Annotated in this window: 10 protein-coding genes; 9 read left to right on the top strand and 1 reads right to left on the bottom strand. The window is 63.9% G+C overall.

Translation table 11 applies throughout. The annotated features are described in order from the left end of the window. Positions 1 to 2: 2 nt before the first annotated feature. Positions 3 to 1,205, bottom strand: coding sequence for an aminotransferase-like domain-containing protein (locus tag RA19_RS14890; protein WP_052261812.1), 1,203 nt, complete (start codon positions 1,203 to 1,205; stop codon positions 3 to 5). A gap of 102 nt (positions 1,206 to 1,307) precedes the next feature. Here RA19_RS14890 and RA19_RS14885 point away from each other — a divergent pair, with 102 nt between their 5' ends. From RA19_RS14885 to RA19_RS14845, 9 genes are all read left to right on the top strand, one after another. Next, positions 1,308 to 2,480: a M24 family metallopeptidase gene (locus RA19_RS14885; protein ID WP_039163961.1), complete on the top strand. Its 1,173-nt coding sequence runs from the start codon at positions 1,308 to 1,310 to the stop codon at positions 2,478 to 2,480. 55 nt (positions 2,481 to 2,535) lie between these two features. Beyond that, the gene (locus tag RA19_RS14880) at positions 2,536 to 3,294 is read left to right on the top strand and encodes a maleate cis-trans isomerase family protein (protein WP_039163959.1); all 759 of its coding nucleotides are present in this window, start codon (positions 2,536 to 2,538) and stop codon (positions 3,292 to 3,294) included. Positions 3,295 to 3,426: 132 nt separating this feature from the next. Beyond that, a complete protein-coding gene (locus RA19_RS14875) occupies positions 3,427 to 4,092 on the top strand; it encodes a GntR family transcriptional regulator (protein ID WP_039163957.1) in 666 nt (221 codons plus the stop codon). Positions 4,093 to 4,201: 109 nt separating this feature from the next. Continuing rightward, a complete protein-coding gene (locus tag RA19_RS14870) occupies positions 4,202 to 5,842 on the top strand; it encodes a choline dehydrogenase (RefSeq protein ID WP_039163954.1) in 1,641 nt (546 codons plus the stop codon). 103 nt (positions 5,843 to 5,945) lie between these two features. Next, entirely contained in the window at positions 5,946 to 7,685 is a 1,740-nt protein-coding gene (locus RA19_RS14865) for a helix-turn-helix domain-containing protein (protein ID WP_039163952.1), read from the top strand. A 96-nt stretch (positions 7,686 to 7,781) separates the two neighbouring features. Next, positions 7,782 to 8,777 (top strand): flavin reductase, encoded by a 996-nt coding sequence (locus RA19_RS14860; protein ID WP_193748280.1) that lies wholly within the window; start codon positions 7,782 to 7,784, stop codon positions 8,775 to 8,777. Further along, complete coding sequence (locus tag RA19_RS14855; protein WP_039163949.1) at positions 8,774 to 10,282, top strand: aldehyde dehydrogenase; 1,509 nt, start codon at positions 8,774 to 8,776, stop codon at positions 10,280 to 10,282. Before RA19_RS14860 ends, RA19_RS14855 begins: the two co-directional genes overlap by 4 nt. A gap of 10 nt (positions 10,283 to 10,292) precedes the next feature. After that, entirely contained in the window at positions 10,293 to 11,342 is a 1,050-nt protein-coding gene (locus RA19_RS14850; RefSeq protein WP_039163947.1) for an LLM class flavin-dependent oxidoreductase, read from the top strand. A gap of 51 nt (positions 11,343 to 11,393) precedes the next feature. Then, positions 11,394 to 12,470: an ABC transporter substrate-binding protein gene (locus RA19_RS14845; protein WP_052261810.1), complete on the top strand. Its 1,077-nt coding sequence runs from the start codon at positions 11,394 to 11,396 to the stop codon at positions 12,468 to 12,470. The last annotated feature ends 31 nt before the right edge of the window (positions 12,471 to 12,501 follow it).

Here is a 12,501-nt window from a genome sequence, read left to right as displayed (position 1 = left end):
CCTTAAGCCTGCGATTTGTACTGGGTGTAGGCGGCGCCGAGGTTTTTGATCCCCTCGGTGATCAGCTCGGGCGAGACAAAGCTGTAGGCCATGCGCAGGAAGTTCGTCGGCCCGGCCTCGGCAAAGCAGAGGCGGCCGGTTGACACCTCGACGCCGTGTTCGATGCCCAGCTCAGCAACCCGTTCGGCGTCAGAGCCCTCGGGCAGTTCGGCCCAGAGGAAATAGCCGCCGTTGGGGCGCCGGATTTTGGCGTCGGGCAGGTATTTGGCAAAGGCATCCATCATCGCGTCACGGTGGACGCGCATCTCTGCGGTGACCTCGTCGATGTGGTACTGCATCTTGTTTGAGCGCATCAGGTCGACAACGATCCGTTGCGCCATCGGGTTGCAGCCGCCGTCGGCCTTTTGCATCGCCATGCGCCGGATGATGCCGGCATCGCCGATCGCCCAGCCCAGCCGCAGGCCCGGCGCCAGGATCTTGGAGACGGTGCCCAGCGACACCACGACGCCGGCATCATCCAGCGCTTTCAGCGGCGGGATCGCCTCGCCTTCAAAGCGGATGCGGCGGTAGGGGTCGTCTTCCAGGATGATGAAGTTGTATTCCTTGGCCAGTTCGATCAGGCGCTGGCGGCGGGCCAGCGACATGGTGATGCCGGTCGGATTGTGGAAGTCGGGGATGTCGAACAACAGCTTGGGCATCCGCTCGCCATTGGCGCGCAGGCGCTTGAGGTTTTCCTCCAGCTCATCGGTGTTCATGCCCTCATCGTCCTGGCTGATGCCCAGGAAGTTGACGCCGTGGCTGCGCATGATCTGCAGCGCGGTCATGTAAGAGGGATTGGCGACGATCATCCGGTCGCCCGGCTCCAGATACACCCGGCAGGCCAGGTCCAGCGCATTTTTGGCGCCATAGGTGACCAGCACATTGTCGACGCCGATCTCGACACCGTCTTCTTTGACGAAATCGACGATGGCTTCGCGCAAGTCCGGCAGCCCCATCAGCGGGCCGTATTGCATGGATTCGCTGATGAAGTCGCTGGCCGCCACCGAGGCCTCGCGCACCACATCGGGCAGGCAGGGCGGATAGGCCAGGCCGGAGCTCAGCACCGTCACCCCCGGCGGGTGGTCATAGATCGATTTGCCAATGATTTCCGCGCGCCGCGCATAGCGCTGACCCAAATCCAATGTGCCCATGGTGTTGGCGGACATGTGCTTGCCTTTCCGTTCGAGGTCCAAATGGCCCCTTGTCAATTATCATATATGATTTATTGTTTATCAAATATGATGAGTCAAGGTGATGGAGAAAATTTAATGACACCGGCTTTCCCGGACTTTCCGAAGGACGAGTATGAAGCGCGCTGGAACACCGCCCGCGCGCATATGGCCAAGCATGATCTGGATGCGCTTTGGATTACTGAGCGGCTGAACTACGAGTATTTTTCGGGGCACCGTTCGGCGCAGAACCCGATCGACAAGATCCGGTCCTACATGTTCATCCTGCCCAAGGACGACGATCCAATTCTGATCACCATGCCCTTTGAAGTGGCGCAGGTGGTGACCACCACCTGGATCCAGCAGGACCGGATCGAGGTGATGGGCGGGCTCACTGGCCATGTGGAATTTGTCTCGAACGTGCTGAAGAAGCGCGGCCTGGCCCATGCCCGGATCGGTACCGAGATGGGCCGCGAGCAGTACCTTGGCATGAACTACAAGGGCTTCAACGAGGTGATCGCCTCGCTGCCCGAGGCAGAGTTCATTGACGCAGCACAGGTGATTCTGGATACGCGGCTGATCAAATCCGCGCGCGAGATCGAATACCTGCGTCAGTCGGCCCGGCTGAACGCGCAGACCCAGCAGGACATCCTGCCGCAGATCGAGGCCGGGATGACCGAAAACGAGGTCGCCCGCATCCTGCGCACCGAGCTGTTCAACAAGGGGGCCGAGACGCTGACCCTCTTGTCGGTGATCTCCGGCGTTGCGCCCGAGGGCGCTTCGGGCATGATCCTGTCGCCCACCGACAAGGTGATCCAGAAGGGCGAAGCGCTTGGCTTTGACGTCGGCGTCACCATCAAAGGCTATACCTCCGACCTGGCCCGCACCTTCTGCATCGGACAGCCTTCGGACGAGATGGCCGAGTTCTACGACTGGATGATGCAGCTGCGCCGCAAGGCAGATGCCTGCCTGAAGCCCGGCAAGAGCCCGGCCGAGCTGATCGACGTGGTCGAGCAGGAGCTGGCCGCGCGCGGCATGAAGACTTCAGGGGTGGGCCGGGTCGGCCATGGCGTCGGCTTTGAGACCACCGAATACCCGTCTCTGGCGGCGTTTGAGGACATCCAGTTCGCGCCGGGCATGGTGTTTGCCTGCAACCCGAACTTCTCGAACGAGTTTGGCTTCATCAATGCCGAGGACAACTGGGTGATCACCGAGGACGGCGCCGATCTTTTGTCCGATCCGATGGCAGACCTGCAGATGCGGGCAATCTGATACCCTTCCCTCACTGGCCCGGCTGCGGCCGGGCCGCTTTCTCGACGGAGGACACATGAGCGCATATCACAGGCCGCCGCAGGGCTATGCCTTGGACCACGGGCAGGGGCGCTGCCGCATCGGGCTTTTGGCGCTGACCAACGACTATGTGGTCGAGCGGGACATGATGTCGATGCGCCCGGACGATGACCAGGTGCATCTGTTTGTGGCGCGGGTGCAGTTTGAAGGTGAATGCGATCCCGAAAGCCTGGCTGCCATGGCCGGGCGGCTGACTGCGGCCACCGATACCATCCTGCCCGGCGGGCGGCTGGATTCGGTGATCTACAGCTGCACCTCCGGCACCGCGACGATTGGCGCGGATAAAGTGGCGCAATGTATCAACGCCTCCCGCCCCGAAGCCGCCTGCATCACCCCGATTACCGCGGCCCATGCGGCGTTTGAAGCATTGGGAATGAAGAAAATCGCCGTGCTGACACCCTACACGGATGAGGTGACGGCCACTACGGTTGCCGCGCTGGAGGCTGGCGGGGTGGAGGCGGTGAAAGTCACCTGCCTCGGCATCGAGGTGTCGGACGACATCAGCGCGGTCACCCCGGAGTCGATCCGCGCGGCGGCGCTATTTGCCGCGGATGAAGGGGCGGACGGGCTGTTCATCTCCTGCACCGACTTCCGCGCCGCGCAGGAGATCGAGGCGATTGAGGCGGCCACCGGCAAGCCGGTAGTCACCGCCAATCAGGCGACCTTCTGGCAGGCCATCCACCAGGGCGGCTACACGCAGGCAATTCCGGGCTATGGCCGCCTGCTGCGGCAGTAGCACATGCAAATCACACGCCCAGGGCATGGGCAAAAGGCGGAGAACGTGACAAAAGACATTGCAGCAGCAACAGAAACCAGCGCCGGGCGGGTGCCGATACGCACCCCTTCCCCGGCTGCGCAAGGGAAGCAGATGGAACGGCCTGTACTTGATCTGGGCGATGTGCCCCGCCTCATCTACACCCGCCTGAAGGACCGGATCCTGTCGGGCGAGCTGGCGGCGGGCGAGCAGGTCAAGATCCAGGATGTGGCTGACGAGGTCGGCGCCAGCGCGGTGCCGGTGCGCGAGGCGATCCGGATGCTGGCGAGCGAAGGCCTGATGGAGCTCCGCCCGCGCCGCAGCCCGATTGTGGCGCCGCTGGAGCTGTCCGAGATCCTCGACATCGCCCATATCCGCATGGCACTGGAACCCTATGTGCTGGGCCTGGCCTTGCCGCATCACACCGCCGAGACACTGGCCGAGTGCAAGGCGCTGATCCGCAAGGATGTACTCTCCGAGAGCTTTGCCGAGAAAGTGGTATTGAACCGGCAGTTCCACCTGGCGCTGCTGGCGCCGGCCAATCAGCCCCGGGCGCTGAAGCTGATCGACGACCAGTACGAAAGCATCGCCCGCTTTGCCCAGATGCTGGTGATGCGCGGGGTGGCCGATCTGCGCGGCCATCCGCATGTCGAGCATGAGGACATCATCGCCACCATTGAGGCCGGTGACGGCACACGGGCGGTGGAGATGCTGCGCAGCCACATCGGCCATGCCGCCGAGCGGATCGAGCAGGAGCTGAACAAGCTCGCCAGAAGTTAACCCGCGTCCAGGCCCCGCCTGTTCTGCTGCGCGCCCCGTCACCGGCGGCGCCCGGAACAGCTGTGCCTGCGTATCCGCCCCGCCTCAGGCGCGGGCCAGAGGAAAGACCATGACCGCATATGACTATATCGTCGTCGGAGCCGGCAGCGCAGGCGCCATCATCGCCGCGCGCCTGGCCGAGGACCCCGGCCTTTCGGTGCTACTGCTGGAGGCCGGGCCAAGGGACACGAGCCCCTTGTTCCACATCCCCGCGGCGATGCGGTACGCCTATAACGCGCCGCGCTACAACTGGAATTACGAGACCGAGCCGGAGCCTTTCATGAACCGCCGCCGCCTGGTGCAGCCGCGCGGCAAGGTGCTGGGCGGCTCCTCCTCCATCAACGGCCAGCTCTATCTGCGCGGCCACCCGCTGGACTACGAAGGCTGGGCCGATGCGGGGGCCAAGGGCTGGTCCTACGCCGAGGTGCTGCCCTATTTCAAACGGCTGGAAACAAGGGTGGACAACGGGTCCGAATACAAAGGTTCCGAAGGCGCCATCCGCGCGTCGGTGGCGGAGCTGGGGCCGCTGGAGCACGCTTTCATCAAGGCAGGTGAGCAGGCAGGCTACAGGCTGACCGACGATGTGAACGGCAGTCAGCAGGACGGCTTCGGGCATTTCCCCAAGAACGTCGCCGAGGGGCGCCGCTCTTCCACCGCGAAATGCTACCTGCGCAATGCGCCGAAGAACCTGCATATCATCACCGGCGCCCATGCCCGCCGCGTCCTGATCGAAGACCGCCGCGCCACCGGCATTGAATATGAGCACCGCGGCGGCGCTGTCACTGCCACGGCCCGGCGCGAGGTGGTGCTGAGCGGCGGCGCCTTCAACTCGCCGATGCTGCTGATGCAATCCGGGATCGGCCCTGCGGCGCATCTGCGGGCTCTGGGCATCACAGTGCTGCACCACCTGCCCGGCGTCGGCGAAAACCTGATGGACCACCCGCTGACCTCGATCCAGGCGGCCTGTACCCAGCCAGTGACGCTTTACAAACACCTGAATCTGCTGAGCCAGGCCAAGGGCACGCTGGATTGGCTGCTGACCCGCAAGGGGCTGCTGGCAAACAACCATTTCGACGCGGTCTCCTTCATCCGCTCAAAGGCCGGGGTGAAGTTTCCCAACCTGCAGATCGCGCTGTTTGCCATCGCGGTGGCCGAAGGCTCGGCGGATTTTGTGCAGGAGCACGCCTTCCAGCTGCAGATCTCCAACCAGCGGCCGCTGAGCCGCGGCTATGTGCGGCTGTCGGCGGCGGACCCGCACGCCAAGCCGCTGATCCGCTTCAACATGCTGGAGCACCCGCAGGATTTGGAGGAGCTGGTGGCCGGCTTCCACCTGGGCCGCGAGCTGCTGCAGCAGCCGGCGCTGACTGCCTTTACCGGCCGCGAGCTGTCGCCCGGGGCGGATGTGCAGAATGACGAACAGATTGCCGCGTGGCTGCGGGAGACCTGCCATAGCTCCTATCACCCCTGCGGCACCTGCAAGATGGGAATTGATGACTTGGCCGTGGTCGACCCCGAATGCCGGGTGCGCGGGATTGACGGGCTGCGGGTGGCGGATGCCTCGGTGATGCCGGTTATCCCTTCGGCCAACCTCAACTGCCCGACGATGATGATTGGCGAGAAGGCGGCGGACATGATTGCCGGCAAGGCACCGCTGCCGCCGTCGAACCTGCCCTATTTTGTCGACCCGGCTTGGGAGACAGCGCAACGCTGAAAAACGGGGCCAGTATTTTGCACTCGCATTGCGGGGCCGATTTTTCCAAAGTGAAGCCCTGCCCCAATCCGAACCGGAGCCCTCCTTGCCGCCGCCTGCCCCATTGAACCCTGCCGCCTCCTTCCGCAACATCTCGGCGCTGGCGCGTTTCATCGACGAAAGCCAGGACGCCGAGGAGACCTATCTGCTGCTGACCCGCGGCGTCTGCGCCCATTCGCAATGGGACCTGAGCAGCATTCAGGTGCTGGACCCCGAGGCCGGGCTGGCGATCCCGGTGGTGCGGCATGACCCCTTCAACAAAAGCGATCTGAGCAATTTCCCCGGCTGGGATGCGCGCTACAGTCCGGTGGGCAGGGTGCTGGAGGAAGGCGAGCCGCTTATCCTGGAAGACGCCGCCGCACAGGATGAGTTCCCTGGCTTCCGCGAGGATGCCCAGCGCCGCAGCTACCACACCACGGTGATGATCCCGCTGGAGGTGCGCGATGCGCAGCGGCGCCAGATGGTCTATTCGGTCGCCTCGCGGCAGATCATCGGCGTCGATGAGACCGATCTCAGCTTTCTGCAATGCGTGGCCGAGCTGGTGACCATCGCGGTGCGCAAGATGCGCAAGCTGGAGGAGCAGCAGAAACAAGCCGCGCGGATGCGGGCCATTCTCGAGAACATGACCGCTTCGCTGACCAAGACGCTGGATACCGAGGCCGCGGGTACCCTGGCCGCAGGACTCAGCAGCCTGTTTCCAGCGGGTTGGCTGGCGGTGGATCTGACATCGGGGCGCGGGCTGTTCGACCCGGAGGTGCCGCCGCCGGTTGCGCTGGCCTCGGCACGGCGGGTGCCGGAGGATTTGATTTCCGCCGCAATTTCCGCGCGCGGGCTGGCCAGCGGCACGGTGATGGATCTGACGGTGGCGGGCTCCACCATCCGCGCCGAGGTGAGCCCCTTGCAGATCGACGGCAGCCATGTGGGAGCGCTGTTTTTCTTTCGCACCGAGCCGCTCAGCGATCACGAGCGCATCGCGGCGCAGGCCGGGCGGCTGGCGCTGTCGTCTTTCATCCTGCGCAGTTTCATCGAATTCAAATCGCGCCGGGTCACCGCGCGGCGGCTGCTGTCGCGGCTGTTCAGCGGCGACTGGCGCGACCGCGAGGAGATGCTGGACGAGGCGCATAGGCTCGATTTCGACCTGCAGGCGCCGCTGCGGCTGGTGGTGCTGCGGCTGCCCGGCGGCAGCGTTGACGACGGAACCCACAGCTTCATCCTGCGCAGCGCGCAATCGGTGTTCGGGGCCTCGGTCTCCTGCTTGCTGGATGGCGATCTGATGCTGCTGCTGGATGACCGCGCCGGTGAGGCAGTGCGGCAGCAGGGGCTGTTCCTGTCCCGCATCCGCTCGCTGCTGCCCGAAGGCACGGCGCTGGTGATGTCGGAGAAGGTGGAGGTGTTCGAGGACCTGCCAAAGGCGCGGGAGACATGCGCCAACACGCTGGAGGTGGCGCAATCGATGCAGGCTTCCGGCTGGGTGACGCCAGTGAACGTGGGGGAGTTTCCGGCGCTGATGGCCTCGGCCGAGATGGTCAAGGTCGAGGCCTATCTCGGCAGCGTGCTGCCTGAGGTGCTGAATGGCACCGGGCGTAAGGCGCAGGTGGCGGCAGAGACCATCGAGACTTTCCTGAAGACCGGGCGGCGGTATCAGGAGGCGGCGGATGCCTTGGGAATCCATGTCTCTACCTTACGCTACCGGCTGGAGCAGCTGAGCGATCAGCACGGGTTAGATTTCGACGATTCGGACAAGTGTTTCGAGCTGGACCTGGCAATCCGGCTGCGAAGGCTGCGTGATTCCTATGAACCGTAGGAAAAATACTTCCTGACCTAGATCAAACCGCCGGAGGACCGCGGGCGCTTTCCACTCCTAATCTGTGTGCAACAGAACCAGGAATGGACCGGACCCGTGAGCACTTTGGCCACAGACAGCGAAGACAGGCGGCGGCAGCTGCGGCAGGCGTTTGGCAGTTTTGCCACCGGCGTCACCGTGGTGACGGCGCGGGATGCAGACGGCAATCCGATCGGCTTCACCGCCAATTCCTTTACCTCGGTATCCCTGGAGCCCCCCCTGCTCCTGGTGTGCCTCGCCAAGACCTCTTCCAACATTGGCCATTTCTCCCGGGCCAGCCGCTTTGCGGTCAATATTCTTGGCGAGGCACAGAAGGATGTGTCGAACCGGTTTGCCTCGAAAGTGGAGGACCGGTTTGCAGAGACCAACTGGCGCGAAGGTGCTGAGGGCACACCGCTGATCGAGGAGGCTGTGGCCTGGTTCGATTGCACCACCGACAATCTGGTGGATGCGGGCGATCATGTGATCCTGATCGGGCAGATCGAGGATTTCGGCCAGACCGACGGGCGGCCGCTGGCCTATTTGCGCGGCCATTACCTGGACCTCGGCCTGGCCGAAGAGGCCGCCGACTCCGTCTCGCATCATGGCGGCGTGCGGGTGGGCTGCGTGCTGGACCGCGGCGGCGAGGTGCTGCTGCGCAAGACACCGGACGGCTGGTCGCTGCCGATGGGCGATGTCTGCGCGGGCTTCCGCGAGGGGCGCGCGGCGCTGGAGAAATCGCTGGCGGGGCAAGGCATCGCGGCGGAGCTGGGCTTTCTCTACTCGGTCTTTGATGCGCCCTCGGGCAATGCCACCTGGCTGATCTTCCAGGGCGATATGGAGTTTGGCGCTGCGGAGGGCGATCTGCGCCTGTTCCCGGTGGACAGCCTGCCCCTGCAAGAGGTGGCGGTGCCGCAGGTGCGCTCGATCCTGCGCCGGTTCCAGAGCGAATACGCCCAGGCGCGGTTCGGACTGTATGTCGACGGCTCCTCCAGCGCCGGGCAGATCAACCCGATTGAGCGCAGCGCCACCCCCTGGACCAAATTCATCACCGATCAGGAGAGCGCCAAGTGACAGCTTTCACCGTAGATACCCTTAGCGACACCTGCCTGCCGGTTTACATCGGCGGCGAATACATGGCTTCGGCCGGGACGCCGATCGACAGCTATGACCCGGCAACCGGCGAGGTCTGGTGCCAGGTGCCCGATTGCACCGATGCCGAAGTGGACGCTGCCGTCAAAGCCGCCAATGCGGCGATGCAAAACCCTGCCTGGCGCGACATGACGCAGAGCCAGCGCGGATCGCTGATGCTGAAGCTCGCGGATCTGCTGGACGCGCATGTGGAGCGGCTGGCCGAGGTCGAGACCAAGGACAACGGCAAGCTGCTGCGCGAGATGCGGGCGCTGAGCCAGGCGCTGCCGGTCGCCCTGCGCTATTTCGCGGGCATGGCCGACAAGATCGAGGGCACCACGATCCCGGTCAACAAGCCGGACATGCTGAATTTCACCGTGCGCGAGCCGCTGGGTGTGGTGGCGGTGATCATCCCCTGGAACTCGCCGCTGTTCATGATGATGCGGGCGCTGGCGCCCTGCCTTGCCTGCGGCAATGCGGTGGTGGTGAAACCGTCGGAACATGCCTCGGCCGGCGCGATTGCCTTTGCCGGGCTGATGAAGGAAGCGGGCTTCCCCGACGGGGTGTTCAATGTGGTGACCGGGCTGGGACATACCGCGGGCAATGCGCTGATCACCCATCCCGGCGTCAACAAGATCGACTTCACCGGAGGCCCCGCAACCGGCAAGGTGATCGCCAAGGGTGCGGCGGAGCAGCTGACCCCGGCGGCGCTGGAACTGGGCGGCAAGTCGCCTCATGTGGTCTGCGACGATGCCGATCTGGATGCCGCCGCCAATGGCGTGGTGGCGGGGATCTTTGCCGCTGCCGGGCAGACCTGCGTGGCGGGCTCGCGCTGTTTCATCCAGGAAAGCATCTATGACGAGGTGGTTGCCAAGATTATCGCCAAGGCCAAGGCAATCAACATCGGCGATCCGCGCCGGGATGACGTGCAGCTGGGACCGCTGGCGCTGTGGAGCCAGGTGGAGAAGGTCGAAGACTTCACCCAAAGCGCCCAGGCCGAAGGTGCAACGCTGGCCTTTGGCGGCGGCCGGCCCGAGGGGCTGGGTGGCGGCTGGTTTGTCGAGCCCACGATTTTCACCAATGTGACCAATAACATGCGCATAGCCCGGGAAGAGATATTCGGCCCGGTGCTCGCCATCCTGAAATTCCGCGACGACGATGACCTTATGAAGCAGGCCAACGACAGCGACTTCGCGCTGGCCTCGGGCATCTGGACGCAGAACATCCAACGCGCGCTGCGCTTCATGCGCAGGATCGAGGCCGGCATGGTCTGGATCAACACCTACCGCAGCCCCTCTGTCATGTCCCCCTCCGGCGGGCACAAGGACTCGGGCTACGGCAAACACAACGGCTTTGCCGCCATCGAAGAGTTCAGCCGCATCAAGACAGTCGTGATCGACTATTCCGGCGCCCAGCAGGACGCCTTTGTGATGCGCGTCAACAAATAGGATTGTTCCCATGAAGTTCTCCATTGTCGTCAACATGGCGCGGTTCGACACCTCCAAGGGCATGGATCAGGTCGCCGCGGAAGCGCTGGATCTGGTGAAGATCGCCGACCAGGGCGGGTTCGATATCGTCTGGACCGCCGAGCATCACACGATTGAGCTGACCATCTCGCCCAACCCGTTCCAGCTCTTGTCCCATTGGGGCAACCACACCAAGAACGTGCGGCTGGGCACCGGGGTTGTGGCGGCGCCCTACTGGAACCCGATCCGGCTGGCAGGCGAGGCGGCGCTGTGCGATATCCTCACCGGCGGACGGCTGGAGCTGGGGCTGGGGCGCGGCGCCTATCAGTATGAGTTCGATCGCATGGCCGGCGGCATGCCGCAGGGCGAAGGCGGGCGGTATCTGCGCGAGATCATCCCGGCGGTGCAGCGGCTGTGGGAGGGCGATTATGCCCATGAGGGCGAGATCTGGAACTTCCCCTCGGTCGCCTGTGTGCCGAAACCGCTGGGCAAGGCGCCCAGCATGTGGGTGGCGGCGCGCGACCAGAACACCTTTGAATTTGCGCTGAAGAACAACTGCAACGTGATGTCCACTGCCCTGCGCAAGGATTTTGCCGAGGTTGAGGATTTGGAGACCAAGTTCCGCGCGGCCAAAGAAGCGGCCGGCAACCCGGCGGGCCTCACCCACGCCACCATGCGGGTGTGCTGTGTTTATGACGATCCGTCGGTGCTGGATACAGCCGTCTCTTCGGTGGTGAACTTCGGCCGCAACTTCGAGAACCTGTTCAAGAACGCAGGCACCGTGCAAAACGGCTTCCCGGAGCCGGTGGATTTCGACACCGTCGCCGCGCGCGGCGAGTACCAGCCGGAAAACCTCAAGGAAAACCTGCTGTTCGGCACACCGGACGAGATCATCGCCAAGCTGGAGCGCTATCAGGCCATCGGCATCGACCACATCATGATCGGTCCCACCTTTGGGCTGCCGCATGAGGTTGCCCAGCGCACGGTCGAGTTGTTCGCCGACCGCGTCATCCCGCATTTCCGCGCCCAGAAAGCCGCATAAAGACGGTTCCGGCGCGTCACGCACACTACAGTCTACCTTAGGGAGGAAAAAATGACTGAACGCAAAACCGGGGCGGGCTTCAGCCGCCGCACATTCCTGACAACATCCCTGGCCGCGGGCGTTTCCGCTGCCGCATTGGCCGCCGGCACCGGCCGGGCCATGGCCGCGGCGGACCTTTCGGGCCGCGAGATGGTCTTTGCCAGTTGGGGCGGCAGCTATCAGGCGGCGCAGGAGGCCGCCTATTGCAACCCGTTCATGGAGAAGAGCGGCGCCGTGGTAATCCAGGACGGCCCGATGAGCGGCTCGAAACTGCGCACCATGGTCGAAGGCGGCCAGCCGATCTGGGATGTGGTCGATGTGACCGACACCTTCCTGTTCGCTAATGAGGAACTGTTCGAGGATCTCGACTTTGGTATCGTCGATGCCAGCGCGCTGGATCAAGCCTATGTGCATCAGAAAGGCATCGGCTGCATCGTCTGGTCCTACAACATCGCCTTCAACACTGACGTGGTGGGCAAAAACACCCCGCAGAGCTGGGCCGATGTGTTCGACGTCGAGAAGTTCCCGGGCAAGCGCGCCCTGCGCGACCGCGCTTATCCGATGATGGAAATCGCCCTGATGGCGGACGGTGTTGCGCCCGAGGACCTGTATCCGCTGGACATCGAGCGCGCCTACCGCAAGCTGGATACCATCAAGGATCACGTGATCTGGTACAAATCGAACTCTGCCGCGCAGCAGCTGTTTGTGGATGGCGAGGTTGGCGTCGGCGTGCTGCTCAATGGCCGGACCTTTGATGTGAACAAGAAGGGCGCGCCGGTTGACCTTACCTGGAACCAGAACATCCGCTCGATCGACTATCTGGTGATCCCCAAGGGCGCACCGAATGCCGAAGTGGCGCAGCACTTCATGAATGCCACGGTGGATGCGGACAACCAGGCGCTGATGGCCAACACGCTGGCCTATGCACCGGTGAACCCGGCCGCCTTTGACAAGGTCGAGGCCGATGTTGTGCCCTGGCTCGCCACCACACCGGAGAACGCGGAAAAGGGCTTCTTGATAGACGCGGCCTACTGGCGGGACAACCTCGGCCCGCTGACCGAGCGCTGGAATGAGTGGAAGCTGAGCTGATCGACTTGCACGTTTTGGTTTAGCCCTGAAA

The organism is Leisingera sp. ANG-M1 (genome assembly GCF_000813745.1).
GTDB lineage: Bacteria > Pseudomonadota > Alphaproteobacteria > Rhodobacterales > Rhodobacteraceae > Leisingera.
This window is presented reverse-complemented; position numbering and strand designations above follow the sequence as displayed.